The following is a 24462-nucleotide window of genomic DNA, read 5'->3' on the forward strand; positions in this document are numbered from 1 at the left end:
CCCGCTCCGGCAGGAAGAAGAATCATGGCCAAGCATCATCAAACCCCGAAAGGGCCCTCCCAGCGCCAGCTCTCCGTCGGCGAGAAGGTCCGCCACGCCCTCACCGAGGTTCTCGGTCGCGGCGAGATGCGCGATCCCGAGCTAGAGAACGCGCTGGTTTCCGTCTCCGAGGTCCGCATGTCGCCGGACCTGAAGCTCGCCACCGCCTACGTCACCGTTCTCGGCCGGACCGATACGAGCCGCGAGATCGAGGCCCTCAACCGCAACGCCCGTTTCATCCGCGGCCGACTTTCCCCGGCCCTGCGGCAAATGAAGTACATGCCCGAAGTGCGATTCCGACCCGACACCTCCTTCGACAACTTCGCCCGCATCGACGCGCTCCTGCGCTCGCCCGAGGTCGCCCGCGACCTCGGGGCCGACGCCTCCGACGAGGCGGCCGGCGGCGAGGAGACCCGCTGATGGCGCGCCAGGGACGCAAGCCCAAGGGCCGGCCGGTCAACGGCTGGGTGATCTTCGACAAGCCGCGCGGCATGGGCTCGACCGAGGCGGTGTCGCGCATCAAGTGGCTGTTCTTCGCCCAGAAGGCGGGGCACGCCGGCACGCTCGACCCCCTGGCCTCCGGCATGCTGCCGATCGCGCTCGGCGACGCCACGAAGACCGTGCCCTTCGTCATGGACGGCGAGAAGACCTATCGCTTCACCGTCCGCTGGGGCGCGGAAACCACCACCGACGACCTCGAAGGGCCGCAGGTCCGCACCTCCGAGGCGCGCCCGAGCCGCGCCGAGATCGAAGCGCTGATCCCGCGCTACGTCGGGGAGATTTCCCAGGTGCCCCCGACCTTCTCGGCGATCAAGATCGAGGGCAACCGCGCCTACGACCTCGCCCGCGACGGCGAGCCGGTGGAGATCCCCGCGCGCACCGTCACCGTCCACAGCCTCGTCGTCGTCGACATGCCGGATGATGCCACCACGGTCTTCGAGGCCGAGTGCGGCAAGGGCACCTATGTGCGCGCCATCGCCCGCGACATGGGCCGCGACCTCGGCTGCTTCGGCCACATCGTCGACCTGCGCCGCACGGCCGTCGGCGCCTTCGACGAGGACGACCTCGTCACCGTCGCCGAGATCGACGCGGCGGCCGATGCCGGCCTTGAAGCGCTCGACGCCGAAGCGGTGGAGGCGGGCGCCAAGGCGCGCGTCACCGACTTCCGGCCGCTGGATTCGCTCATGCTGCCGGTCGAGACGGCGCTGTCCGACCTTTACGAGGTGCAGCTGACGCCCGACCAGGCCTCGCGGGTCCTCGCCGGCAATCCGGTGCTCCTGCGCGGGCGCGACGCGCCCGCCTTCATGGACGATGCCTATGCCGTCGGGCACGGCCGCCTCGTCGCGCTCGGCAGCGTCGAGGAAGGCGCCTTCAAGCCTAAGCGCGTCTTCGGCGGCAAGGGATGACGTCCCGCGGGCGGCGCCGCGTTGCGGCCGCCGCCCAAGCCCTCAACACCTGCGGATGGCTGGGCAGCCCGCTTCAGCGCAGCGGCTGCGTGGCCAGTGCGGACAGGGGCATCGACCTCTACGTCTTTCCCCTGCGCTGAGGCCGCGACGCGGCGTTCAGCGCGGCAACCGAACGATGCGCCGCGCATTGCGGGCGGGCATGCCCGTTGCCAGGAGACGCGCTTCGTGACCATCGACCCGCAAGCCCAGGCCGTTCTCGACGCTATGGCGCAGGCCAGCCGCGACGAGCCCGAGCCCAAGACCGACGCCGAGCGGCTCGCCAAGGCGCGTCGCGACGTCGTCGGTCTCGCGCGCTTTTCCGGCGAGCCCTCCTCGATCGCCTCCGTCACCGACGTGGAGGCCAAGGGGCCGGACGGGGCCGTGCTCCCGATCCGCCTCTACCGTCCCGCGACGGGCAGCGCCTCGCCCGTGCTCCTCTGGATGCACGGCGGCGGCGCGATCGCCGGCTCGATCGAGACGCACGATTCCGCCCTTCGCGCGCTCGCCAACCGCACGAACTGGGCGATCGCCTCGGTCGGCTATCGTCTCGCACCCGAGCACCCCTTCCCGGCGCAGCACGAGGACGGCTGGGCGGCGCTGCGCTTCGTCGCGCAGAACGGCGAGCGGCTCGGCCTCGACGCCGCGCGCCTCGTTGTCGGCGGCGATTCGGTCGGCGGGCTCTACGCGACGGTGCTCGCGCGCTTCGCCCGCGACGCCGGCGGCCCCGCGCTTCTCGGTCAGGTCATCCTGTATCCCAACACCGACCTGCGGCTCGACCGCGACTGGCCCTCGCTCGCCGAGAACGAGGGCAACGTCATGACGCGCGATTCGCTCGCCTTCGAGATCTCCTCCACCGTTCCGGACGCGGCGACCCGCGCGAGCCCCCTCGCCTCGCCGCTCCTTTGCGACGATCTCGCCGGCCTGCCGCCGGCGCTTCTCGTCACCTGCGGTCTCGATCCCCTGCGCGACGAGGGCATCGCCTATGGCGACAAGCTGGCGGCGACGGGCGTCGGCGTCGAGCACCGGCACCATCCGCGCATGATCCACGCCTTTCTCCAGATGGGCGGCTGGATCGCCGACACGAACCGGCTGCAGGGCGAGATCGCCGAATTCCTCTCCCGGGTCGGGGCCGTTCGCCCGGCCTAGCATTCGTCGGGCCGATCGCTTATATCGGCGGCGGGCACTTGTCCGGGGCCGCTCCCTCAGGGGAACGCGGCCCTTTGCCCGTTTTCGCGACCCGCGCTGGACGACATCCCGGCGCCGGGCGAACCCGAACCCTCACCACCGAAGAAAGGGGAACACGATGTCGATCACGCCCGAGCGCAAGGCCGAGCTGCTCAAGGAATATGCCACCAAGGAAGGCGATACCGGTTCGCCGGAAGTCCAGGTGGCGCTGCTCTCCGAGCGCATCTCCAACCTCACCGAGCACTTCAAGGACCACAAGAAGGACAACCACTCCCGTCGTGGTCTCCTGAAGATGGTCTCGCAGCGCCGTCGCCTCCTCGACTACCTGAAGTCGCGCGAGGAAGATCGCTACCAGGCGCTCATCGGCCGCCTCGGCCTGCGCCGCTAAGGCCGCACGCCTCCCGCGCCGCTCGCCGAGAAACGGGCGCGGCACGATCCGGCCTCCGGCGCCGGGAGCGAAGCGCTCCCCCGCCGCGGGCCACCTCAGCCAATGCCCCGCCCCGCACAGATCCGCGACGTGACGCGGGACGCCGGGCGAGACCGCATCAACCGACGGTCATGGGGCAGGATTGCCGGACGCTCGCTTCCCTTCGTTTTCGAGCGTCCTGTCGTCTTGCCCGTGGCCCGTTCAACGAGATCCTGCGCCGGCGGGCGGTTTCCGCCGCTTTTTCGGTTTCGAGAACCGATCCGGCGCCAAGCAAAGGCAAGACATGTCCATGTTCAAGACGCACAAGGTCGAAGTCGACTGGGCCGGCCGCCCGCTCACCCTCGAGACCGGCAAGGTCGCCCGCCAGGCCGACGGCGCCGTTCTCGCCAGCTACGGCGAGACTGTCGTTCTCGCCACCGTCGTGTCCGAGAAGCAGCCGAAAGCCGGCTTCGACTTCTTCCCGCTGACGGTGAACTACCAGGAGAAGACCTACGCCGCGGGCAAGATCCCCGGCGGCTTCTTCAAGCGCGAAGGCCGTCCGAGCGAGAAGGAGACGCTGGTCTCCCGCCTCATCGACCGCCCGATCCGCCCGCTCTTCGCGGCCGGCTACAAGAACGACACCCAGGTCGTCGTCACCGTCCTCCAGCATGACCTGGAGAACGATCCCGACGTCCTCGCCATGGTCGCGGCCTCGGCCGCCCTCACGCTCTCGGGCGTGCCCTTCATGGGCCCGATCGGCGCGGCGCGCGTCGGCTACATCGGCGGCGAGTACAAGCTGAACCCGCACGTCGACGAGATGAGCGAGTCGAAGCTCGACCTCGTCGTCGCCGGCACCGACGAGGCCGTGCTCATGGTCGAGTCGGAGGCGCAGGAGCTCTCCGAGGAGATCATGCTCGGCGCCGTGACCTTCGGCCACAAGGGCTTCCAGCCGGTGATCGACGCGATCATCAAGCTGGCCGAGCACGCCGCCAAGGAGCCGCGCGAGCACAAGGCGCCGGACTATTCGGCGCTCGAGACCGAGATGCTCGGCGTCGTCGAGGGCGACCTGCGCGAAGCCTACAAGATCACCGACAAGCAGGCGCGCTACGCCGCCGTCGACGCCGCCAAGAAGAAGGTGACGTCGCACTTCCTGCCCGAGGGTGCCGAGGCTCCGGCCTACACCAAGGAGCAGGTCGGCTCGGTGTTCAAGGAGCTCCAGGCGAAGATCGTCCGCTGGAACATCCTCGACACGGGACACCGCATCGACGGCCGCGACCTCAAGACGGTCCGCCAGATCGTCGCCGAGGCCGGCATCCTGCCGCGCACCCACGGCTCGGCCCTCTTCACCCGCGGCGAGACGCAGGCGCTGGTCGTCGCCACCTTGGGCACCGGCGAGGACGAGCAGTTCGTGGATGCCCTGACCGGCACCTACAAGGAGCGCTTCCTCCTCCACTACAACTTCCCGCCCTTCTCCGTCGGCGAGACGGGCCGCATGGGCTCGCCCGGCCGTCGCGAGATCGGCCACGGCAAGCTCGCCTGGCGCGCCATCCGCCCGATGCTGCCGGCCCCCGAGCAGTTCCCCTACACGATCCGCGCGGTCTCGGAGATCACCGAGTCGAACGGCTCGTCCTCCATGGCCACCGTCTGCGGCACCTCGCTGGCCCTCATGGACGCCGGCGTTCCGCTGCAGCGCCCCGTGGCGGGCATCGCCATGGGCCTCATCCTCGAGGGTGAGCGCTTCGCGGTGCTTTCCGACATCCTGGGCGACGAGGACCACCTCGGCGACATGGACTTCAAGGTGGCCGGCACCGCCAACGGCATCACCTCGCTGCAGATGGACATCAAGATCCAGGGCATCACCGAGGAGATCATGAAGATCGCCCTCGAGCAGGCCGAAGGCGGTCGCCTGCACATCCTCGACGAGATGTCGAAGGCCCTGGGCGAGGCGCGCGCCGAGCTCGGCGAGTTCGCGCCCCGCATCGAGGTCATGCAGATCCCGACCGACAAGATCCGCGACGTGATCGGCTCGGGCGGCAAGGTGATCCGCGAGATCGTCGAGAAGACCGGCGCCAAGATCAACATCGAGGACGACGGCACGGTGAAGATCGCTTCCGCCTCCGGCAAGGAGATCGAGGCGGCCCGCAAGTGGATCCACTCGATCGTGGCCGAGCCCGAGATCGGCGCGGTCTACGAGGGCACCGTCGTGAAGTGCGTCGAGTTCGGCGCCTTCGTGAACTTCTTCGGTTCGCGCGACGGCCTCGTCCACATCTCGCAGCTCGCCGCCGACCGGGTCCAGAAGACGCAGGACGTCGTCAAGGAAGGCCAGAAGGTCTGGGTCAAGCTCATGGGCTTCGACGAGCGCGGCAAGGTCCGCCTCTCCATGAAGGTCGTCGATCAGGCGACCGGCGAGGAGATCAAGAAGTCCGGCAACGACGACGCGGCCGCCTGAGGCTGCCTCGATCGGAACAAGAAAAGGGGCGGTGCCGCGAGGCGCCGCCCCTTTTTTCGTCAAGCGGGCCTGTCCCGAAGGAGGCACTCCCCTCGCCCGCTTGCGGGAGAGGGTGCCGAGCGTGAGCTCGGCGGGTGAGGGTGTCGGCCGCAAAGCGGCCAAGCCGAGACCCTTCGACCCAGCGCCATTGCGGCTTCGCCGCCCCAGGGCGAGCCACGGGTCTCGCCCGTCATTCGCACCCTCACCCCGCTGCCGGCACCTTCTCCCGCCAGCGGCGGGAAGGGAGCGGCGTTGACGTGGCGGTTAGGCCGCGAAGCGGTCGGCGCTCTCGCCGTAGTGGCCGACATAACGGGGGTTGATGCGCTCGCGCAGGAGCACGACGAGGACGTCGGTCGTACCGAAGCGAGCGTCGATCACGGGCTCGGGGGAGATGAAGCCGCCGAGGCGCAGATACCCCTTGAGGAGCGGCGGCAGCGTCGTCATCGCCCGGCGGGGATCGGAGCAGGCCGCGTTCGGCGGCAGGCGGACGGCCCGGCCGGACCGGGCCGATACCTGCCACTCCGCGGGCGGGGGCGCGTGCTCGCGCAGGAAGGCGAGCGGCTCGGCAAGCGCGGCCGGGTCGACGCCCTCAAGCGAAGCGCAGCCGAACATGGCGTCGATGCGATTCGCCACGACATAGGCCCAGATGCCCTGCCAGAGCAGTTCCACCGTCCGCTTGCTGCGATAGGGCTTGAGGACGCAGGAGCGGCCGAGTTCCAGGAAGCGGCGATCGGCGTGGCGGCGCAGCATGGGGGCGAGGTCGAACTCGTCCTCCGAGTAATAGCGGCGCGCCTTGGCCGCGGCCTCGGGGCCGTGCAGGCGATAGGTGCCGACGATGCGCTCGGCGTCCGGACCGGGCAGCGTCTCGTCGATCACGAGCAGGTGGTCGCAGAAGCGGTCGAAAGGATCGGAATCCCGCTTGGTCAGGCGCTGGATCGGCGAGGGCCGCGCGCTCATCTCCTCGAAGAACACGGCGTAGCGCAGCGCCTGCGCCGCCCGCAGCTCGGCGGCCGAGCGGGCGAGGCGCACGACCAGCGGCCCGATGCGGCCGAGGAGCCGCGCGTCCGGATCGAAGCGCCGGTTGCGCGGCCCCGCGGTCGCGAGCCCGCCCATCAGCGGAACCAGCGCGCGGCGCAGAAGGGTCTGGCCCTTCTGGAACGGCGCGCCGGCTCCCGCGGGCGGATGATCGATCGTGTCGGCCGAAACGGTGCTCATCGGTGGCTCAGCTCCCAGCATCGCGGCGTTCAGCGGCGGTCTCGCCGCGCGCGCCCCTCCTAGCGGCGCGGAGCGAAACTTTTGTGACCCGGCAGCGGTGGCGATAGCGGTGGCGGCGCGGCTGACCGGGCCCCCGTCAGTCCCGCGCCATATCGACCACGACGCGGCCGCGCACTTGGCCCTCGACGATGGCGCGGGCGACCTCCTCGACCTGCGAGAAGCCGATCGTGCGCGTCATCGCGGCGAGCGTGTCGCGATCGAGGTCGGCGGCGAGACGCGTCCAGGCTTCCTCGCGGCGCGCGAGCGGGGCCATGACCGAATCGATGCCGAGAAGCGAGACGCCGCGCAGGATGAAGGGCGCGACCGTGGCGGGCAGGTCCATGCTCTGGGCGAGGCCGCAGGCGGCGATCGCCCCGTGATAGCGCGTGGAGGCCAGGGCGTTGGCGAGGGTCCGGCCGCCGACGGCGTCGATGCCGGCCGCCCAGCGCTCCTTCATCAAGGGCTTGCCCTCACCGCCAAGTTCCGAGCGCTCGATGATCTCGGCCGCGCCGAGACCGCGAAGGTAGTCGCCTTCCTCCGACGCGCGCCCCGTCGAGGCGACGACGTGCCAGCCGAGCCGGGCGAGGAGCGCGACGGCGACCGAGCCGACGCCGCCCGCCGCGCCCGTCACCAGGGCCGGGCCGTCGGCCGGCGTCAGGCCGTGGCGCTCCAGCGCGATCACCGCCATCATCGCGGTGTAGCCGGCCGTGCCGATCGCCATGGCCTCGTGCGGCGTGAAGGCGTCCGGCAGGCGCACCAGCCACTCGCCCTTGACGCGGGCGCGGGTCGCATAGGCGCCGAGATGCGTCTCGCCGGTGCCCCAGCCGTTGAGGATGACCTTGTCGCCCTCGCGCCATTTGGAATTGCGCGAGGCGATCACCGTGCCGGCGAAGTCGACGCCGGGGATCATCGGCCAGCGCCGCACCACCGGCGCCTTGCCGGTGATGGCGAGGCCGTCCTTGTAATTGACCGTCGACGCCTCGACGGCGACGTCGACGTCCCCGTCCATGAGGTCCTCGGCACTGAGCGTCACGCGCTCGACGCGCTGGCTCTTGTCCTCTCCCCGCGAGATCAGAATCGCGCGAAACGCGTCGGCCATGGGTCCTCCCCTCCCCGTTCGTTCGGCTTCCAAGGGAGGGCGCCGCTCTCCCGAAGTCAATCGGCGGCGCGCTTTTCCCCGGCGGCGGCCTTCTTCTCCCGCTGCGCGACGACGAACTCGTCGAGGATCAGGAGGCCGGCGCCGACCGTGATGAAGGTGTCGGCGAGGTTGAAGACCGCGAAGGTGAACACCGGCGTGTGGAAGAAGAAGTAGTCGACGACGTAGCCGAGCCGGACGCGGTCGATGAGGTTGCCGATGGCGCCGCCGACGATGAGCGCGAAGGCGAGATGCGACCATTTCCGCTCGGCCGGCGTCTTCCACCAGAGCCAGCCGACGAAGCAAAGGACGGCGAGCGCGAGGAGCGCGAGGCCCCAGTCCTCCAGACCCGAAAACATCGAGAAGGCGATGCCCTCGTTGCGGGCGTGAAGGAGCGCGAAGAACGGCAGGAGCTCGATCGCCGAGCCGAGCTCCATCTTCGCCACGACGAGCGCCTTCACCGCCTGGTCGAGGACGACGGTGACGAGGATGACGGCGGCGGAAAAGCCGAAGGGATGGCGGACGGACGACGCGGCGGTCACAGGGTCAGCGCCTTTCGACGCGCTTCGAAGAGCATGAGGGCGGTCGCGACCGCGAGGTTGAGGCTGTCGGCGCGGCCCGCCTGCGGGATGCGCAGGAGCGTGTCGCAGCTATCCGCGAGCCGGTCCGTCAGGCCCGCCTGCTCGTTGCCCATGAGGAGGCAGACGGGGCGGCCGGCATAGGCCGGCGCCCGGTAGTCCTCGCTCGCCTTCATGTGGGTGCCGGCGACGAGACCCTTGAAGCCCTTCCGCCAGTCGAGAAAGGCGTCCTCGGACACCTTGGCGACGGGTACGGAGAAGATCGAGCCCATGGTGGCGCGCACCGTTTCCATGGAGAACGGATCGACGGTCTCGCCGACGAGCACGACGCCCTTGGCGCCGACGGCGTCGGCGGTCCTGAGGATCGTGCCGAGATTGCCGGGATCGCGCACCCGGTCGAGCGCGACCACCACGCCGTCGGCGCCGAAGTCGAGGCGGCCAAGGCTCGCGAAGCGCTTCTCGAAGACGCCGACGACGTTCTGGGGATTGTCGCGCCGGGTGATCGCCTCCAGCACCTTGTTGTTGGCTTCCAACACGTCGGCGCCGGCCGCGACGGTGCGCGCGGCGACCCGCCCGACGAGGCCGTCGGTATCGGCCGCCTTGGAGATCACCAGGGTGCGGATGCGCCAGCCCGCGTCGAGCGCGTCGAGGACGAGCTTCAGCCCCTCGGCGAGGAAGAGCCCGGTCTCGTCGCGGTTCTTCTTCAGCGCGAGTCCGCGGATGTCCTTGACAATCGGGTTGGAGACGCTGGTGACCTCCTTCACCCGGCCGGGCGCGACGGTGCCCCTGTCGTGTCGTTCGGGGCGGTCAGCCATGTGTGGGGGTCCAGCGCGAGAAGAGGGATGTGGAGAGGAGCCGGGGCTCGGCGCCCGCCTCGCGGATGACGAGCTCGCCCGATTGGAGTTGGCCGCCCCGCCCGCGCATCGCCTCGCCCATCAGGGCCGAGAGCGAGAAGAAGGAGGCGCGGATCGAATAGGCGGTGAGGATCACGAAGAGCGGCTTGTCCGACAGGAGCGCGCGCACGAGCGAGAGGAGATAGGGCAGGTCCTCGAAGAGCTGCCATGTCTCGCCCTTGGGGCCGCGGCCGAACTTCGGCGGGTCGAGCACGATCGCCTCGTAGGCATTGCCGCGGCGCACCTCGCGCTCGGCGTAGCGAACGGCGTCCTCGCAGATCCAGCGAATCGGCGCGCCGCCCATGTCCGCCATTTCGGCGTTCTCGCGGGCCCAGCCGATCGCCTTCTTCGAGGCGTCGACGTGGGTCACCTCGGCACCGGCCTGCGCGGCCGTCAGCGAGGCGAGGCCGGTATAGCCGAAGAGGTTGAGGAGGCGGATCGGGCGGCCGGCGCCTCGAATGGCCTCCGCCGCGAAGTCCCAATGCGCCGCCTGCTCGGGAAAGACGCCGACGTGGCGGAAGGAGGTGAAGCGGCCGAGATAGGGCAGGCCTCGATAGTCGAGCTCCCAGGTCTCGCCGAAGGCGCCGCGCGGGAACCGCCAGCGGCCCGTCCCCTCCTCGTCGGTGTCGCCGGTGAACGCGGCGTCGACGTCCTCCCATTCGGCGTCGGGCAAACGGCGCGGCCAGATCGCCTGGTTCTCCGGCCGACGGATCGCGAGGCGGCCGTAGCGCTCCAGCTTCTCCCCGGCGCCGGAGTCGAGAAGCGCGTAGGTGTCGCCCGGCTCGACGGTCAGGATCAGCGGGCCGGTCTCGGGCGGGCGCGGACCGGTCGGAGCCGGCAGCTCCATGCGCGTCGGCATGGGCGCGGGCGCCGGCGGCGGCGCGGCCGGGGCGGCGCGCTCGCCTCGCGCGGGGCCGCGCTCGCGCTCGCCCTGTCGGCGGTTGCGGCTCACGACGGGTCAATCCGGGACTTGGTCATGGCTGACGCCTTAGCCGCTCGGCATGGCCGAGAAAAGGCCGTGGCGTGCGTCCTCGCCCTTTGTCCGGCTTGTGGGCAGGGGGGCGCAGGCTCCATAAGTCGTGCCGGGAGGAGTTCGCGAGGCTCGAAGCGCGGCTCCGGACGAAACCGAAAGGCGGAAAGCTTCATGGATCTCAAGGGCGAATACCGACTGCCGGCGCCGCGCCAGACGGTGTGGGAAGCGCTGAACGACCCGGACGTCCTCAAGGCCTGCATCCCCGGCTGCGAGAAGCTGGAGAAGACCGGCGAGAACCAGATGGCGGCGACCGTCGTCGCCAAGGTCGGGCCGGTCAAGGCGACGTTCACCGGCGAGGTGCGGCTGGAGAACATCGTCGCGCCGGAAAGCTACTCGATCGTCGGCGAAGGCAAGGGCGGCATCGCGGGCTTCGCCAAGGGCGGCGCGGACGTGCACCTGGCCGAGGACGGGCCCGACGCCACGATCCTCACCTATTCCGTCAGCGCCCAGGTCGGCGGCAAGATCGCCCAGCTCGGCGGCCGCCTGATCGACTCTTCGGCCAAGAAGCTGTCGGGTCAGTTCTTCGACGCCTTCGCGGCGAAGGTCTCGGGCGGAAATGCCACGGCGGAGGGAACGGCCGAGGCGGTGTGACCTGCGTTCCTTCTCCCGCTGGCGGGAGAAGGTCCCGGCAGGGGGATGAGGGTCGTTCTTGACGGCCGCGGCAAACAGCGCCCGCCGGGGCGCTGCGCGACGGACACCCTCACCCGACCGGCTTCGCCGGCCATCCTCTCCCGCAGGCGGGCGAGCGGAACTGCGCCTCGTACTGCGAAAGAATTGCGCGGGATCAGGCCGCCCGGCTGCCGATCAGCGGCGTCGACGGTCCGGCCGAGGTCACGGCCAAGGCGCTGCCGTTCGGGGCGGGACGGCCGGCGAGGTTGGTGCGCTCGCGCTCCTCGTCGAGCATGCGCAGGCGCTCGCGGCTTTCCTCGGCCTCGCGGCGCAGCTTCTCCAGCTCGTACTTCCGCTTCCAGGACTTGCGGCGGTAATGCGCCTGCGTGAACCAGGTGCCGATGCCGCCGAGAACGACGCCCAGGATCACCGTCGCCATCAGGAGGATGAACAGCGGAACCTGGAACACGAACTGCGGCATGGTGCCGAGCGGGTCGAGCGAGACCGGGACCGCGTCGCGGTTGGCCACGCAGAACACCACCAGCAACACCGCCAGCGGCACGAGGATGATCAGGGAAAGGATGCGTCCGAACATGGAACCCGTTTGTGTAGCGCGCTGAGCCGAACCGTCAGGCAAGTATGGAGGCGCAACCCGCCGCGTCAATCCGCGGGCGGGTCCGATCGGCGGCGCGCCGGCTGCGATCGGGCCTCAGTCCGAGTTCAGGCGCTCGCGCAGTTCCTTGCCGGCCTTGAAGAAGGGAACCCACTTCTCCTCGACGCTGACCGCTTCGCCGGTGCGCGGGTTGCGGCCCGAGCGGGGCGGCCGGTTCTTCACGGAGAAGGCGCCGAAGCCGCGCAGCTCGACGCGGTTCGATTCGGCCAGCGCTTCGGTGATCTCGTCGAAGATCGCGTTGACGATCGTCTCGACGTCGCGCTGGTAGAGATGCGGATTCTTGCTCGCGATGGTCTGGACGAGTTCGGATTTGATCACGGGCAGCTCCTTCGTGCTCGGCCTTTTTAACCCGATAGTCGGAACCCGATCAATCCGCCGCAGGCCCGCGGAAGCAGGTGCGGCGGGAATTCGAATGGGCCGGCTAAGGGGCGCCCGGGGTTCCCGGGCTCCAGAGCGAGACGAGGCCGGTCATCGGCTCGGCGATCGTCGGGTCGAGGCCGATCGTGGACAGGACGAGCGCCTTCGCCCCGCCGAGCAGCGGGATGCCGTAGCCGTCCTTGTCGGGCTCGCGGTCGACGATCGCGGTGCCGGCCGGGATGCCGCGCTCCTTTTCGAGCCACGCGCGCGCGGCGTCCTCGCCCCCGAGCGCGTCGATGAGGCGGCGCTCCAGCGCCTGGCGCCCCGTCCAGACCGAGCCGTCGGCGAGCACCTGGGCCTCGGCCTGCGTGAAGCCGCGGCGCTCGGCGACGAGCCCGACGAACCAGGCATAGGAATCGAGAATCATCCGCCGGATCATCTCGATCGACTCAGGGGGCGCCGGCGCAAAGGGCGAGGGCTCCGCCTTCATCGGCGAGGACTTCACCGCCAGGACGTCGACGCCGATCGTCGACAGCAGCTTCGAGGCGTCGACGTACTGGAAGATGACGCCGATGGAGCCGACGATGGACGTGTCGTGGGCGACAATGTGGTCGCTCGCCATGGCGATGAGGTAGCCGGCCGACGCCGCGAGCGTGCCGACCTCGGCGACCACCGGCTTCGTTTCCGCGATGCGGCGCAGGGCGTTGAAGATCGTCTCGCCCCCGACCGTCGTGCCGCCGGGCGAATCCACCCGGACGATCACCGCCTTGACGTAGTCGTCCTCGGCGAGGCGGTCGAGGAGCTCGAGGAGGTCGCGGTCCTCGGTGATCAGCCCTTCGACCGAAACGCGGGCGATCTGGTCGATCCCGACCGTCGCGGGCTTGCCCGTCCAGCCGGCGGCGAAGGGCAGCGCCAGAACCGCCAGCGCCGCGACCAGGATCGCGGCCACGCGCCAGAAGCCGAGCTTGCGGCGCAGGCGGCGCCTGTCGATCATGTCGTCGGGCGAGAGCGCCATGCGAAGAAACCTTCCAGAAACCGAAATGCGCGAGAAAGGCTGGAGGTGCCCGGCTGCCCGCGGCCCGTCCATATCCCGTCCCCTTCTTCGGCGAAAGGCGAGGCCGCATTTGGTCGCGAATGCTTTGATCGATGCGGACGGGGAGGTTGCAGGGGGTGCGAAGCGGACGCATTATCCCCATATTCCTGCAGCACGCCTCGCCGGAACGGATCCCCGTTCCGGCGAGGCGCGTTCGCGCGCCCTGCCGTACGGAGAGATCACGGACCAGGATGGACGTTTGGCTTTGACTTCGATGCAGCGACCGGCCGCCGTCCCGGCGGTGCCGACGACGACCCTCGGTGGCGAATCGACGCGCCTCGCGCGCGAGTTCGCGCGGGCCCGCCGGCATTCGCGCGTGGTGCGCCTCCTGAAGCTCGGCCTTCCCGTGTTCGCCGCGCTGATCGTTCTCGTCGGGGTGGGCGTCACCTGGCTGGCGCGGGCCATGCCGGAGAACCTGTCGCTCGCCTCCGCCGGCATCGAGGACGGGCGCATCGTCATGGACGGGCCGCGCATCGACGGCTTCGACAAGTCGAACCGCCCCTATTCCATGAGCGCCGAGCGCGCCGTCCAGGCAATCGACGGCAGCGGCGTGGACCTCGAGGGCGTCAGCGCCCGCCTCGCCGTGTCGAACGACCTCAGCGTCGACATCACGGCCCGCGGCGGACACTACGATGCCGGCACCGAAACGCTGCTCCTGAGCGACGCGATCCACGTCGCGACCTCGGACGGCATGACGATCGAGCTCAGCCGCGCGACCCTGCGCCCGGCGGCCGGCACGCTCGACGGCGAAGGTCCGGTCGCGATTCGCACCGCCACCCAGTCCATCGACGCCGGCGCCGTGTCGGTGTCCGAGAACGGCGACCGCTTGCGATTCTCAGGCGGACTGAAGATGATCCTGCAACCCCGATCCACCCACGCCGCCGGGACGTCCGATGACGACCTCGCCTCCGCGCAAAACTGAGCTGACACGATGAAGACGCCCTTCCGCTCGCCTGCCGCCGCGGCCCTGGCACTCGGCCTCCTCGCGGCCGTGCCCGCCGCCGCGCAAGGGTTCGGTCAGAACTTCGGCGGCCTCCAGGTCTCCGGCGACCAGCCGATCGCGATCGAGTCGGAAGCGCTCGACGTCGACGACGCGCAGGCGGTGGCGACCTTCACCGGCAAGGTGACGGTGTCGCAGAACGAGACGCAGCTCGTCGCCGACCGCCTCGTCGTCCACTACGTGCGCGGCGCCGAAGGCGGGGCCAAGCCCTCCGCCGCCTCGGCCGCGCCCGGTGGCTCGGGCCAGATCGAGCGCCTGGAAGCGGCCGGAAACGTGCGCGTGCGCGCCGCCGACCAGCTCGCCTCGGCCGACAACGCCAATTTCGACATGAAGAGCCAGGTCGTCGTCATGAACGGCAACGTCGTCCTGACGCAGGGCGAGAACGTCGCCGAAGGCTGCCGCCTGACGATCAAGATGGACACTGGCGTCGCCCGCCTCGAAAGCGCCTGCGGCGGCGGCAACCAGGGCGGCAACGGCCGCGTGAAGATGGTCCTGACGCCCGGCCAGGGTGCGGCCGCGCGCAACTGACCGGGCGGCGGGGCCCGCCGCGTGCCGGCCGCGCCCCGCATCTGAAATCATGCCCGCCCGCTGGGCCGCGGCTTCGCGCCGCCGGCCCCGGTGGCGGGCCTTGCCGCACGTGCGGCAACGCCAGACTGCGGAGATGTCCGTGACCAGCATGACAACCGGCGGCATGCCCGGCGCCGCCGCTCGCCGCCCGGCGACGGGCCAGCAGAGCCCGGCCGACCTTCTCGCCGAACTCGAGGAAGGCTTCTCGCGCGATCCCACGGTCGGCGTGCGCGGCACGCTGTCGGCGAGCGGCCTCACCAAGACCTATCGCGGCCGCCGCGTCGTCCACGACGTCGGCCTCGTCGTGCGGCGCGGCGAGGCGGTCGGCCTCCTCGGCCCGAACGGCGCCGGCAAGACCACCTGCTTCTACATGATCACCGGCCTCGTGCCGGTGGATGCCGGCCGCATCCACCTCGACGGGCACGACATCACCGGGGTTCCGATGTATCGCCGCGCCCGGCTCGGCATCGGCTACCTGCCGCAGGAGGCCTCGATCTTCCGCGGCCTGTCGGTGGAGGACAACATCCGCGCCGTCCTGGAGGTGGTCGAGCCGGACCGCCGTGCCCTCGAGGAGCAGCTGACCGCGCTTCTCGAAGAGTTCCACATCGAGCATCTGAGGAAATCGCCCTCGACCGCGCTTTCGGGCGGCGAGCGCCGCCGCCTCGAGATCGCTCGGGCGCTCGCCACGCGCCCCGGCTTCATGCTGCTCGACGAGCCCTTCGCCGGCGTCGATCCGATCGCGGTATCGGACATCCAGGCGCTGGTGCGCCACCTGACGCAGCGCGGCATCGGCGTCCTCATCACCGACCACAACGTGCGCGAAACGCTCGGCCTCATCGATCGCGCCTATATCATGCATGCCGGCGCCGTCCTGACGGAGGGCAGCCCGCAGGAGATCGTCGACAACGCCGACGTGCGCCGCTTCTACCTGGGCGATCAGTTCACCTTCTGACAAGTTGTCGCCACGACCCCGTGAAGAGCGGGGGACGGCCGATTGACAGGCAAGTTCCGGACCAGCTTTGATGGCCCGGCGTCGATCGCCCTTCGGAGGGCGGCCGGCCCGGTCTCCAGGGAGGACGCTGCGTCCGATGGCCTTGTCCGCCAAGCTCCAGCTCCGTCAGACGCAGTCGCTCGTCATGACGCCGCAGCTGCTGCAGTCGATCCGGCTGCTGCAGTACAGCCAGTCGGAGCTGTCGAGCTTCATCGAGGCCGAGATCGAGCGCAACCCGCTTCTGGAGGCGGGCGGCGCGGGCGCGCCAGTCCAGCCCGCCGACGGCCTCGACCCGCCTCCCCCGGCGTCCCTCGCCGCGAGCGAGAGCCCGCTCACCGGACGGGCCGAGCACGACGAGGCCTTTGCCGACGGGCTCGCCGCGCGGCTGGAGGATGTCTCCCCCGGCGCGGCCCATGCCGGCGAGGGCGCGAGCCACGGGCCCGGCCCCGCCGCGCCGGACACGCGCCTGCGCGACGCATCCGCCGGCGGCGCCTTCGACGGCTCGGTCGAGGACTTCGCCGAGGGCCGCCCTTCGCTTCTCGCCCACGCGCTCGCCGAGATCGCCGACCTCCTGTCCGACCCCGTCGAGCGCCGCCTGGCCGAAAGCCTCGCCGCCCATCTCGACGAAGCGGGCTACCTGCGCTTCGAGGCAGCGGAGCTCGACGCGCTCGGGGTGAATCCCGCGCGAGCCGAGGCCATGCTGGCGCGGCTTCAGGCCGAGGCGGAGCCTGCCGGCCTCTTTGCCCGCGACCTCGCCGAATGCCTCGCGATCCAGCTGAAGCGGCTGAACCGCTACGATCCCGTGATGGCGGCGATCCTCGACAATCTCGACCTCCTCGCCCGCCGCGACTTCGCCAGCCTGAAGCGGCTGACCGGCGAGGACGACGAGGGACTGCTCGAAGCCTTGTCCGAGATCCGCCGCCTCGACCCCAAGCCCGGTCACGCCTTCGCGAGCGATCCGGGCGAGGCCGTCGTGCCGGACGTCGTGGTGGAGGAAGCGCCGGAGGGCGGCTGGCGGGTCGAGCTGAACCCGGAGGCGCTCCCGCGCGTCCTGGTGCGCGGCGATTATGCCGAAACGGTTCTGGCCGGCCAGGGCGCCGCGCCGCGCGAGGAGGACCGCGCCTGGCTCGCCGAGCGCCAGCAGTCGGCGCAATGGCTGGTGCGCTCGCTCGACCAGCGGGCGCGCACGATCCTGAAGGTCGCCGTCGAGATCGCCCGGCGCCAGGACGGCTTTCTCGCCCACGGCCTGTCGGCGCTGAAGCCGATGACGCTCGCCGCCGTCGCGCAAGCGATCGGCATGCACGAATCGACGGTGAGCCGCGTCACCAACAACAAGTACGTCGCGACCCCGCGCGGCACCTTCGAGATGAAGTTCTTCTTCACCAACGCCATTCCCGCCACCGGCGGGGGCGACGCGCATTCGGCCGAAGCGGTGAAGCTGCGCATCCGGCTGATGATCGAGGGCGAGCGCGACGGGCGCGTCCTGTCCGACGACGAGATCGCCGAGAAGCTCGCCGAGGACGGCGTCGAGGTCGCCCGCCGCACCGTCGCCAAGTATCGCGAGGGCATGGGCATCGCCTCCTCCATCCAGCGCCGGCGCGAGATGAAGGCGCGCCGGTTGGCCTCGTGAGGCGCGGCCGGGACGGGCGGGCGGGACCCTGCCATGCCCGCGCTTTGTTGACAGGAGAGGGTGAAGCTTCCTATGAGGCGCCACTTCTACGGGGCGGGAGGCATCCCGCCCAAGCCGACCCCGACCAGGAGGCAGCGCGCCGATGCTCAAGGCAGCGTCGGCACGGCTCGACCGATAGGGAACGAAGCATAGGTTCCCCGCGGGAGACACGCGCGCCGAACCCTTACGATCCGGCGGATCGTTCGGGCCGATCGCGGGTTTCATCCCGGAACACAAGGGAAGGAGCAGCAGCATGAGTCTGCGCGTATCGGGCAAGCACATGGATGTCGGAGAGGCATTCCGCACCCGGATCGACGAGCGCCTCAACGAGGCGGTCGCGAAGTACTTCGATGGAAACTTCTCCGGCACGGTGGTCGTGTCGAAGGAGGGGCCGCGCTTCGCCACCGACTGCAAGCTTCATCTCGACACCGGCGTCGTCTTCCAGGCCGCGGGCGAGGCCCACGACCCCGAGGCGAGCTTCGCCGACGCCGCCGAGCGCATCGAGAAGCGCCTGCGGCGCTACAAGCGGCGCTTGAAGGATCACCACGCCGCAGCCAGCGGTGCGGTCCGCGAGGAGATGGCCGCCTACTCCGTCGTCGAGGCGATCCCCGACGACGAGGACGAGGTGCCGACCGACTACGCTCCGACGATCGTAGCGGAAACGTCGCTGTCGGTGCGCACCCTGTCGGTCGCGGGCGCCGTGATGGAGCTCGACCGCCAGGACGGCCCTGTCGTGGTGTTCCGGAACGCCGGCAGCGGCGTCGTCAACGTCGTTTATCGACGCAAGGACGGTCATTTCGGTTGGATCGACACCGCCGCCGTCAACAGCGGCGGTTGAGGATCACGCAAGCTTCGCGTCCCATACCGGTGCCGGCGGGTCCGCGCGACGAGCGGAAGGTAAAATGGCGATAGAGATCATAAACCTCATCGGACCCGACGCCATCGTGCCGGGCATGAAGGCCAACTCGAAGAAGCAGGTCCTCCAGGACCTTGCCGAACACGCGGCCGGCCTTTACGGCCTCGACGAGCGGGACGTCTTCGAGACGATCCTGCAGCGCGAGAAGCTGGGCTCCACCGGGGTGGGCAACGGCATCGCCATTCCCCACGGCAAGCTGGACGCCCTGCCGCACATCACGGGCGTCTTCGCGCGCCTGGTGCGGCCGGTGGACTTCGACGCGCTGGACGATCAGCCGGTGGATCTCGTCTTCCTGCTTCTGGCGCCCGAGAATTCGGGCGCCGACCACCTGAAGGCGCTGTCCAAGGTGGCGCGGCTCCTGCGCAATCCCGAGATCGTCTCGCAGATCCGGGCCTCGCGCGATGCCGGCTCGATCTTCGCCGCCATGACCGCCGGCGCCTCGCAGAACGCCGCCTGACCAGCGCGGAACACCTGACGTCCAGACATGAAAAAACCGGCGCGTTCGCCAGAACGCCGCCGGTTTTTGTATCAGGGTCGCGGACTGGCTCCGCGACGGCCGTCCGATCAGTGGATGCTGACGGTCTGCAGCTCGTTGGCGCTGGCGCTGGCCAGGATGCTCGTGCGGTCGTCGGAGACCGCCAGCGGGGTGCCGTCGGCGGAGAACAGCGCCCAGAGCTTCAAACCCGGCTGGATGGCCTGGGCGGCGGGAAACTTGGCGCGGATATCGTCCGAGGACATGCGGCGCAGATAGGCGATGGAACCGTCGCCGATGCGGGCGAGCTCGTTCTGCGTGACGGAGTGGTTCTCGAGGTTCATGATGTCGTCTCCTTCAAGAGGCAAACGGTTTTGACCGGACCCGTCAGTCCTCGACAGCGATTTCGATCCGACGGACAAGGCGCTCGGGCTCTGGTTTGGCAAGGTCGATGAGCAGCAATCCGTTCCGCAGCTGCGCGCCCACGACGCGCATGCCTTCGGCGAGGAGGAAGCCCTTCTGGAACTGCCGGGCAGCGATCCCCCGATGGAGGAAGTCGCGGTCCTTGTCCTCGGTCTGGCGGCCTCGGACGGTGAGCTGGTTTTCTTCCAGCGTCACTTCGAGGTCCTCCGGTCGGAAGCCCGCGACCGCCAGCGTGATCCGCAGGAGGTTGCCCTCCTCCTTGCTCGCGCCGCGCAGCCGCTCGATGTTATAGGGCGGATAGCCGTCGCTCCCCTTGCCCAGTCGCTCCAATGTCCGCTCGACGCTGTCGAAACCGATCAGGAGCGGGCTCGAAAACGGCGTCAACCGGCTCATGCCTTGTCGTCCTTCATACAAGCGACCCGGAAGGAAGCGGCCCTGAGTTCGGCACCGTTTCCCTCGTTCACGACATCAATATGATGTGCCGGCCCCCTGGATTCAACGGCTTGAGACCGCGATGGTTTATGGCCTCCGACCTCAGCCGGCGACCGCCTCGGACCCCGGCGCAAAGCGCAGCGCGACGCCGTTCAGGCAGTGACGCTGGCCGGTCGGCGGCGGGCCGTCGTCGAAGATGTGGCCGAAATGCCCGCCGCAGTTCGCGCAATGCACCTCGGTGCGCGGGTAGACGAGGACGTAGTCGGTGCGCGTGCCGATCACCTCGGACGAGATCGGCTGCCAGAAGCTCGGCCAGCCGGTGCCCGAATCGTACTTCGCCGCGGAGGAGTAGACCGCCGCGTCGCAGCCGGCGCAGTGGTAGATGCCCTCCTTCTTGTTGTTGTTGAGCGCGCTCGTGAAGGGGCGCTCCGTCGCCTCCTCCCGCAGGACCGCGAAGGCCTCGGGCGACAAGCGCTTCTTCCACTCGTCCACGGTGAAGGACACGGGGAAGGTCTCGGCGGCGGCCGCGCCCGCGGCGCGCAAGAGGCCGAAGCCGCCGGCCGCGATCGTCGCGAGAAGCGCGGTGCCGGACAAAAGGAAGGTGCGGCGGTGCATGGCGGGCATGTCCTCTGCCTGGGGGAACGATCCGATATGGAATGCGCGAGAGCCGGCGCCAGCGGAATCCGCCGGCACCGACTCTCGCGACCTTGAACGGTCGAACGGGCCGGATTACGGCATCAGCACCGTGTCGATGACGTGAACGACGCCGTTCTTCTGCATGACGTCGGCCTGGGTGACGGTGGCGACGTTGCCCTTGGCGTCGGTGACGGTCAGCTTGTCGCCGTCCATGGCGAGCGTCAGCTGCTCGCCCTCCACCGTCTTGACCGCGTGCTTGCCGCCGTCGTCCTTGATCATCTGCATGGCGGCGTCCGCCGTCGCCTTGGCCGGCACCACGTGATAGGTCAGGATCTGCGTCAGCTTCTCCTTGTTCTCGGGCTTCACCAGCTCGTCGACGGTGCCGGCCGGCAGCTTCTCGAAGGCGGCGTTGTCCGGCGCGAACACGGTGAAGGGACCCTCGCCGCCCAGCGTTTCCACGAGCCCGGCCGCCTTCACGGCCGCGACCAGGGTCGTCAGGTTCGACGCGTTCGGCGCGTTCTCCGCGATGGTCTTGTCCGGATACATCGGCGCTCCGCCGACCTCGACCGGTGTGGTGGACGCGGTCTGCGCGAGCGCGCCGCCCGCCGACAGGAGCGAGAGCGCCGCGGCGCCGGCGATGAGGAGCTTCTTCATGATCGTTCCATCTCGTTGATCTCGTGTGCCCCGGACACCCGGAGGCCGTTCGAGATACGACGGGGAAACGATGCCGGCTTCAGCCGCTCTCCATCACGGCTGCGTGACCCAGGCGAGGCTCAGTCGGCCACGCGCCCGCGCATGCGCTTCACGTCGGAGCGCCCCTTCTTGGCCTGAAGCCGCCGCTCGATCGAGCCCTTCGACGGCTTGGTCTTCCGGCGCGGCGGCGGAGGCGGCACCAAGGCCTGGCGCACCAGCGCGGCGAGGCGCTCGCGCGCGTCCTCGCGGTTGCGCTCCTGCAGCCGGAAGCGCGAGGCCTCGATCAGGACGTCGCCGTCCTTCGTTGCACGCTGTCCGGCCAGCTTCCACAGCCGCGCCTTCACCTCGTCCGACAGAACCTCCGAGCGCCCCGCCAGAAAGCGCAGCTGCACCGCCGTCGACACCTTGTTGACGTTCTGCCCGCCCGGCCCCGAGGCGCGCACGAACACCTCCTCCAGGTCGGAGGCCGGGATGAACACGCGGCTCGACACCGCCAGCCCGTTCGGATCGATCATGGTGCGGGACTCCTGCCGGCGTCGCGATGGCAGGGGACTACCCGTCCCCCGCACCACGAGCCAGGGGAAATGATGTTCCTTCGGCACCTCTTCACTTCGAAAACGCCAAATCCCGCCAGGGGCGGAGCCCCTGGCGGGATTTGAAACTGGCGAACTGAAGGACGGGTTCGAAAAGCCGCTCCGTCCGAAGGACGGGCGAGACCCGCGGCGCGCCCGTTGGGCGGGGGACGGGGCGGCAGCCCCGCCGGCGCGACGCCGGCGGGGTTCCGGATCCTTACTCGGCTGCGATCGGAAGCACGGCCGGGGCGGCGCCGAGGACGTCCTCGTCGACGTGGTCGGCGAACTTCTCGAAGTTCTTGGCGAACATGTCGACGAGCTTGCGGGCCTGGGCGTCGTAGGCGGCCGGGTCGGCCCAGGTCGAGCGCGGGTCGAGGATCGCGGTGTCGACGCCGGGAACGGCGACGGGCACCTCGAAGCCGAAGTTCGGGTCGGTGCGGAACTCGACTTCCTTCAGCGAGCCGTCGAGGGCGGCGGCGAGAAGGGCGCGCGTCGTCTTGATCGGCATGCGCTTGCCGGTGCCGTAGGCGCCGCCGGTCCAGCCGGTGTTGACCAGCCAGCAGTCGACGCCGTGCTGGGCGATGAGGTCCTTCAGGAGGTTGCCGTATTCCGACGGATGGCGCGGGATGAAGGGCGCGCCGAAGCAGGTCGAGAAGGTCGCCTCGGGGTCGACGACGCCGCGCTCGGTGCCGGCGACCTTGGCGGTGTAGCCGGACAGGAAGTGCACCATCGCCTGGGCGGGCGTGAGCTTGGCGATCGGCGGCATCACGCCGAAGGCGTCGGCCGTCAGCATGACGATGTTCTTCGGCTGGCCGGCAAGGCCCGTCTCGCTGGCGTTCGGGATGAAGTGCAGCGGATAGGCGGCGCGGGTGTTCTCGGTGAGCGAGCCGTCCTCGAAGTCGGGAACGCGCGCCTCGTCGAGGACGACGTTCTCCAGCACCGTGCCGAAGCGGCGGGTGGTGGCGAAGATCTCGGGCTCGGCCTCGGGCGAGAGGCGGATGGTCTTGGCGTAGCAGCCGCCCTCGAAGTTGAAGACGCCGTTCTCGCTCCAGCCGTGCTCGTCGTCGCCCAGCAGCGTGCGCGACGGGTCGGCCGAGAGCGTCGTCTTGCCGGTGCCTGACAGGCCGAAGAACAGGGCGACGTCGCCGTCATCGCCGACATTGGCCGAGCAGTGCATCGGCATGATGCCCTTCTCGGGGAGAAGGTAGTTGAGGACGGTGAAGACCGACTTCTTCATCTCGCCGGCATAGGCCGAGCCGCCGATGAGGATGCGCTTGCCGGTGAAGTCGCAGCCGATGACCGTTTCCGAGCGCGAGCCGTGCACGGCCGGGTCGGCGCGGAAGGACGGCAGGTCGATGATCGTCAGCTCCGGCTCGAAACCGGCGAGCTCCGCGCGCTCGGGGCGGATGAGCAGGTTGCGGATGAACAGCGAGTGCCAGGCGAACTCGGTGACGACGCGCACGCGGATGCGGTGCTCGGGATCGGCGCCGCCGTAGAGGTCCTGCACGAAGAGGTCGCGGCCGGCTGCGTGCGCCTTGAAGTCGGCGAAGAGCTTGGCGAAGTGCTCCGGCTCCATCGGCTTGTTGTTGTCCCACCAGATCTGGCCGTCGGTGGTCTCGTCGCGCAGGACGAACTTGTCCTTCGGCGAGCGGCCGGTGTGCGGGCCGGTGGTGGCCACGAAGGCGCCGTGGGCGGTCAGCTTGCCCTCGCCGCGGCGCACCGCGATCTCGACAAGCTCGGCTTCGACGAGGTTCCAGCGGATCGAGGCGAGCCCTTCCAGGCCCGTGGTCTCGATGCCCTTCGCAGCGTTGCGCACACCGATTTCGTTCATCGCTCGTCCTCGCCCATGTGGGAAGAATAACACCGGGTCAGGGCCCGTAATGCTTGGCAACATACCGTCCGCACCGCGGCGCAGCAAGTGTCACGCCGAAGAAATGCTTAACCTCCATGAAGAACAAATCGATTGAATTTGAGCATGGCGCGGTTCAATCGGTTTTATGGCAGTCTAAATCGGTTAGGTCACGGCAAATGCTGATGATAGCCGATCACCTGTTTGCCGGCCCTGCGAGGCCGGACCGGGCTTCCGGGAGCCGGCGCGACGCGGCCCGGGCCGCAAAATACCCGCGGCCGACCCTGGCACCTTCCGGCTCGCCCTGCATTTCCCCGACATCACGGCGCGACGCGCCATGTCTGGGAAAGGACCTGCGATGCAAAGCCAAGCGGACACGAAGGACTTCTGGGAGCGGATCGGCAAGTACGATACCTGCATGGTCGTGACCCACGACGGCACGCGGCTGCGCGCCCGGCCGATGGCGCCCAAGCTGTCCGACCTGGCGCCGGGGCGCCTCCTGTTCCTGACCGAGCGCCCGACCGCCAAGACCGAGGAGGTCGAGGCCGACCACGAGGTCGCCTGCACCTTTTCGCGCCACGGCGAATACCTGTCGCTGTCCGGCCATGCCCGCGTGTCGGGCGATCGCGCCCTGGTCGATTCGGTCTGGGACGCGGAGGCCGAGGCCTGGCTGCCGGAGGACCGCAACGACCCCAAGGTCGCGCTGCTCGTGGTGGAGCCGGAGATGGCCGAGATCTGGGACGTGAAGGCCAACGCCGTCACCCGCGCCTATGAATTCGCCAAGGCGGCGGTCGGCGGCAAGGACCGGCCCGACACGACGGAGAACCGCAAGATCGAGTTTTGACCGTCTCGTGAACGCGCCGCTCCGGGCCCGATGCCAGCCTCGTCAAAGGGTTGGCCGCGAGCCCGCGGGCGGGCGAGACTTGGCGCGGGCGTGACGAACGCTTATAAGAACGGCATCGGGACGCACCTCACGGCAGGGCGATCCGGTGCCGGGCCAAGGTCTCGCGACTTGCGGCTCGGCTCCATGACGTTACGTTAGCTGCGACGGCCG

At 69.7% G+C, this 24462-nt stretch carries 27 protein-coding genes; 13 read left to right on the forward strand and 14 right to left on the reverse strand.

Translation table 11 applies throughout. The features are described from left to right. The first annotated feature begins 24 nt into the window (after positions 1 to 24). The 5 genes from rbfA (at position 25) to pnp (ending at position 5524) form a co-directional block, all read left to right on the forward strand. Positions 25 to 459: a 30S ribosome-binding factor RbfA gene (rbfA, locus tag FZN60_RS09170; protein WP_158873175.1), complete on the forward strand. Its 435-nt coding sequence runs from the start codon at positions 25 to 27 to the stop codon at positions 457 to 459. Next, complete coding sequence (truB, locus tag FZN60_RS09175; protein ID WP_158873176.1) at positions 459 to 1445, forward strand: tRNA pseudouridine(55) synthase TruB; 987 nt, start codon at positions 459 to 461, stop codon at positions 1443 to 1445. The genes rbfA and truB overlap by 1 nt, the downstream gene beginning before the upstream one ends. A 225-nt stretch (positions 1446 to 1670) precedes the next feature. Next, positions 1671 to 2630 (forward strand): alpha/beta hydrolase, encoded by a 960-nt coding sequence (locus tag FZN60_RS09180; RefSeq protein WP_158873177.1) that lies wholly within the window; start codon positions 1671 to 1673, stop codon positions 2628 to 2630. Positions 2631 to 2787: 157 nt separating this feature from the next. Then, entirely contained in the window at positions 2788 to 3057 is a 270-nt protein-coding gene (gene rpsO, locus FZN60_RS09185; RefSeq protein ID WP_158873178.1) for a 30S ribosomal protein S15, read from the forward strand. 328 nt (positions 3058 to 3385) lie between these two features. Further along, positions 3386 to 5524 (forward strand): polyribonucleotide nucleotidyltransferase, encoded by a 2139-nt coding sequence (gene pnp, locus FZN60_RS09190; RefSeq protein WP_158873295.1) that lies wholly within the window; start codon positions 3386 to 3388, stop codon positions 5522 to 5524. 303 nt (positions 5525 to 5827) lie between these two features. Here pnp and olsB read toward each other — a convergent pair whose 3' ends face one another. The 5 genes from olsB to FZN60_RS09215 all read right to left on the reverse strand — a co-directional run bounded on the left by olsB (position 5828) and on the right by FZN60_RS09215 (position 10375). Continuing rightward, a complete protein-coding gene (olsB, locus tag FZN60_RS09195) occupies positions 5828 to 6778 on the reverse strand; it encodes a l-ornithine N(alpha)-acyltransferase (protein ID WP_158873179.1) in 951 nt (316 codons plus the stop codon). Positions 6779 to 6914: 136 nt separating this feature from the next. Continuing rightward, entirely contained in the window at positions 6915 to 7916 is a 1002-nt protein-coding gene (gene acuI / locus FZN60_RS09200) for an acrylyl-CoA reductase (NADPH) (RefSeq protein ID WP_158873180.1), read from the reverse strand. Between the two features lie 56 nt (positions 7917 to 7972). Next, on the reverse strand, positions 7973 to 8494 hold the full coding sequence (lspA, locus tag FZN60_RS09205) for a signal peptidase II (protein WP_158873181.1): 522 nt from the start codon (positions 8492 to 8494) through the stop codon (positions 7973 to 7975). Beyond that, positions 8491 to 9345 (reverse strand): TrmH family RNA methyltransferase, encoded by an 855-nt coding sequence (locus FZN60_RS09210; protein WP_158873182.1) that lies wholly within the window; start codon positions 9343 to 9345, stop codon positions 8491 to 8493. Before FZN60_RS09210 ends, lspA begins: the two co-directional genes overlap by 4 nt. Then, positions 9338 to 10375: an RsmD family RNA methyltransferase gene (locus tag FZN60_RS09215; protein ID WP_422570128.1), complete on the reverse strand. Its 1038-nt coding sequence runs from the start codon at positions 10373 to 10375 to the stop codon at positions 9338 to 9340. Before FZN60_RS09215 ends, FZN60_RS09210 begins: the two co-directional genes overlap by 8 nt. 192 nt (positions 10376 to 10567) lie before the next feature. Between FZN60_RS09215 and FZN60_RS09220 the strand changes: the two genes are divergently transcribed. Continuing rightward, complete coding sequence (locus tag FZN60_RS09220) at positions 10568 to 11047, forward strand: SRPBCC family protein (protein WP_158873183.1); 480 nt, start codon at positions 10568 to 10570, stop codon at positions 11045 to 11047. 193 nt (positions 11048 to 11240) lie between these two features. Here the strand turns inward: FZN60_RS09220 and FZN60_RS09225 are convergent, their stop codons facing one another. The 3 genes from FZN60_RS09225 to sppA all read right to left on the reverse strand — a co-directional run bounded on the left by FZN60_RS09225 (position 11241) and on the right by sppA (position 13110). Continuing rightward, on the reverse strand, positions 11241 to 11660 hold the full coding sequence (locus tag FZN60_RS09225; RefSeq protein ID WP_158873184.1) for a LapA family protein: 420 nt from the start codon (positions 11658 to 11660) through the stop codon (positions 11241 to 11243). A 114-nt stretch (positions 11661 to 11774) separates the two neighbouring features. Then, positions 11775 to 12056, reverse strand: coding sequence for an integration host factor subunit beta (locus FZN60_RS09230; protein ID WP_158873185.1), 282 nt, complete (start codon positions 12054 to 12056; stop codon positions 11775 to 11777). A 103-nt stretch (positions 12057 to 12159) separates the two neighbouring features. After that, a complete protein-coding gene (gene sppA / locus FZN60_RS09235) occupies positions 12160 to 13110 on the reverse strand; it encodes a signal peptide peptidase SppA (protein WP_158873186.1) in 951 nt (316 codons plus the stop codon). A 292-nt stretch (positions 13111 to 13402) separates the two neighbouring features. On the opposite strand from sppA, the gene lptC reads away from it, so the two are divergent. The 6 genes from lptC (at position 13403) to ptsN (ending at position 18788) form a co-directional block, all read left to right on the forward strand. After that, positions 13403 to 14110 carry an LPS export ABC transporter periplasmic protein LptC gene (gene lptC, locus FZN60_RS09240; protein WP_158873187.1) on the forward strand — a complete coding sequence of 236 codons (708 nt, stop codon included), beginning with the start codon at positions 13403 to 13405 and terminating at the stop codon, positions 14108 to 14110. A 9-nt stretch (positions 14111 to 14119) separates the two neighbouring features. Further along, entirely contained in the window at positions 14120 to 14716 is a 597-nt protein-coding gene (locus tag FZN60_RS09245) for an LptA/OstA family protein (protein ID WP_158873188.1), read from the forward strand. A 148-nt stretch (positions 14717 to 14864) separates the two neighbouring features. Further along, positions 14865 to 15707 (forward strand): LPS export ABC transporter ATP-binding protein, encoded by an 843-nt coding sequence (gene lptB / locus FZN60_RS09250; protein WP_422570275.1) that lies wholly within the window; start codon positions 14865 to 14867, stop codon positions 15705 to 15707. Positions 15708 to 15843: 136 nt separating this feature from the next. After that, positions 15844 to 17376, forward strand: coding sequence for an RNA polymerase factor sigma-54 (gene rpoN / locus FZN60_RS09255; RefSeq protein ID WP_158873189.1), 1533 nt, complete (start codon positions 15844 to 15846; stop codon positions 17374 to 17376). Positions 17377 to 17668: 292 nt separating this feature from the next. After that, a complete protein-coding gene (gene hpf / locus FZN60_RS09260; protein WP_158873190.1) occupies positions 17669 to 18253 on the forward strand; it encodes a ribosome hibernation-promoting factor, HPF/YfiA family in 585 nt (194 codons plus the stop codon). 70 nt (positions 18254 to 18323) lie between these two features. Further along, complete coding sequence (gene ptsN, locus FZN60_RS09265) at positions 18324 to 18788, forward strand: PTS IIA-like nitrogen regulatory protein PtsN (RefSeq protein WP_158873298.1); 465 nt, start codon at positions 18324 to 18326, stop codon at positions 18786 to 18788. A gap of 107 nt (positions 18789 to 18895) precedes the next feature. Here ptsN and FZN60_RS09270 read toward each other — a convergent pair whose 3' ends face one another. The 6 genes from FZN60_RS09270 to FZN60_RS09295 all read right to left on the reverse strand — a co-directional run bounded on the left by FZN60_RS09270 (position 18896) and on the right by FZN60_RS09295 (position 23390). Next, positions 18896 to 19147, reverse strand: coding sequence for a BQ00720 family protein (locus FZN60_RS09270; protein ID WP_158873191.1), 252 nt, complete (start codon positions 19145 to 19147; stop codon positions 18896 to 18898). Positions 19148 to 19190: 43 nt separating this feature from the next. Next, the gene (locus FZN60_RS09275) at positions 19191 to 19619 is read right to left on the reverse strand and encodes an Hsp20 family protein (protein ID WP_158873192.1); all 429 of its coding nucleotides are present in this window, start codon (positions 19617 to 19619) and stop codon (positions 19191 to 19193) included. Positions 19620 to 19760: 141 nt separating this feature from the next. Then, on the reverse strand, positions 19761 to 20273 hold the full coding sequence (gene msrB, locus FZN60_RS09280) for a peptide-methionine (R)-S-oxide reductase MsrB (protein ID WP_158873193.1): 513 nt from the start codon (positions 20271 to 20273) through the stop codon (positions 19761 to 19763). A gap of 114 nt (positions 20274 to 20387) precedes the next feature. Next, positions 20388 to 20948 (reverse strand): fasciclin domain-containing protein, encoded by a 561-nt coding sequence (locus tag FZN60_RS09285; protein ID WP_158873194.1) that lies wholly within the window; start codon positions 20946 to 20948, stop codon positions 20388 to 20390. 119 nt (positions 20949 to 21067) lie between these two features. Further along, on the reverse strand, positions 21068 to 21502 hold the full coding sequence (gene arfB, locus FZN60_RS09290) for an alternative ribosome rescue aminoacyl-tRNA hydrolase ArfB (RefSeq protein ID WP_158873195.1): 435 nt from the start codon (positions 21500 to 21502) through the stop codon (positions 21068 to 21070). Between the two features lie 274 nt (positions 21503 to 21776). After that, positions 21777 to 23390 (reverse strand): phosphoenolpyruvate carboxykinase, encoded by a 1614-nt coding sequence (locus FZN60_RS09295; protein ID WP_158873196.1) that lies wholly within the window; start codon positions 23388 to 23390, stop codon positions 21777 to 21779. A gap of 376 nt (positions 23391 to 23766) precedes the next feature. On the opposite strand from FZN60_RS09295, the gene FZN60_RS09300 reads away from it, so the two are divergent. Next, a complete protein-coding gene (locus FZN60_RS09300) occupies positions 23767 to 24252 on the forward strand; it encodes a pyridoxamine 5'-phosphate oxidase family protein (protein WP_158873197.1) in 486 nt (161 codons plus the stop codon). Positions 24253 to 24462: the final 210 nt, after the last annotated feature.

The sequence above is a fragment of the Antarcticirhabdus aurantiaca genome (assembly GCF_009765365.1).
GTDB lineage: Bacteria > Pseudomonadota > Alphaproteobacteria > Rhizobiales > Rhizobiaceae > Antarcticirhabdus > Antarcticirhabdus aurantiaca.

Bases quoted from the DNA above. Each gene is read 5' to 3' on its own strand.
- sppA (WP_158873186.1), bottom strand. From the start codon at position 13,110: ATGGCGCTCTCGCCCGACGACATGATCGACAGGCGCCGCCTGCGCCGC.
- FZN60_RS09225 (WP_158873184.1), bottom strand. From the start codon at position 11,660: ATGTTCGGACGCATCCTTTCCCTGATCATCCTCGTGCCGCTGGCGGTG.
- hpf (WP_158873190.1), top strand. From the start codon at position 17,669: ATGAGTCTGCGCGTATCGGGCAAGCACATGGATGTCGGAGAGGCATTC.
- lptB (WP_422570275.1), top strand. From the start codon at position 14,865: ATGACAACCGGCGGCATGCCCGGCGCCGCCGCTCGCCGCCCGGCGACG.
- pnp (WP_158873295.1), top strand. From the start codon at position 3,386: ATGTTCAAGACGCACAAGGTCGAAGTCGACTGGGCCGGCCGCCCGCTC.
- msrB (WP_158873193.1), bottom strand. From the start codon at position 20,273: ATGCACCGCCGCACCTTCCTTTTGTCCGGCACCGCGCTTCTCGCGACG.
- FZN60_RS09300 (WP_158873197.1), top strand. From the start codon at position 23,767: ATGCAAAGCCAAGCGGACACGAAGGACTTCTGGGAGCGGATCGGCAAG.
- FZN60_RS09245 (WP_158873188.1), top strand. From the start codon at position 14,120: ATGAAGACGCCCTTCCGCTCGCCTGCCGCCGCGGCCCTGGCACTCGGC.
- FZN60_RS09210 (WP_158873182.1), bottom strand. From the start codon at position 9,345: ATGGCTGACCGCCCCGAACGACACGACAGGGGCACCGTCGCGCCCGGC.
- FZN60_RS09270 (WP_158873191.1), bottom strand. From the start codon at position 19,147: ATGAACCTCGAGAACCACTCCGTCACGCAGAACGAGCTCGCCCGCATC.
- rbfA (WP_158873175.1), top strand. From the start codon at position 25: ATGGCCAAGCATCATCAAACCCCGAAAGGGCCCTCCCAGCGCCAGCTC.
- FZN60_RS09275 (WP_158873192.1), bottom strand. From the start codon at position 19,619: ATGAGCCGGTTGACGCCGTTTTCGAGCCCGCTCCTGATCGGTTTCGAC.
- arfB (WP_158873195.1), bottom strand. From the start codon at position 21,502: ATGATCGATCCGAACGGGCTGGCGGTGTCGAGCCGCGTGTTCATCCCG.
- rpsO (WP_158873178.1), top strand. From the start codon at position 2,788: ATGTCGATCACGCCCGAGCGCAAGGCCGAGCTGCTCAAGGAATATGCC.
- acuI (WP_158873180.1), bottom strand. From the start codon at position 7,916: ATGGCCGACGCGTTTCGCGCGATTCTGATCTCGCGGGGAGAGGACAAG.
- olsB (WP_158873179.1), bottom strand. From the start codon at position 6,778: ATGAGCACCGTTTCGGCCGACACGATCGATCATCCGCCCGCGGGAGCC.
- FZN60_RS09220 (WP_158873183.1), top strand. From the start codon at position 10,568: ATGGATCTCAAGGGCGAATACCGACTGCCGGCGCCGCGCCAGACGGTG.
- FZN60_RS09295 (WP_158873196.1), bottom strand. From the start codon at position 23,390: ATGAACGAAATCGGTGTGCGCAACGCTGCGAAGGGCATCGAGACCACG.
- lptC (WP_158873187.1), top strand. From the start codon at position 13,403: ATGCAGCGACCGGCCGCCGTCCCGGCGGTGCCGACGACGACCCTCGGT.
- truB (WP_158873176.1), top strand. From the start codon at position 459: ATGGCGCGCCAGGGACGCAAGCCCAAGGGCCGGCCGGTCAACGGCTGG.
- FZN60_RS09285 (WP_158873194.1), bottom strand. From the start codon at position 20,948: ATGAAGAAGCTCCTCATCGCCGGCGCCGCGGCGCTCTCGCTCCTGTCG.
- rpoN (WP_158873189.1), top strand. From the start codon at position 15,844: ATGGCCTTGTCCGCCAAGCTCCAGCTCCGTCAGACGCAGTCGCTCGTC.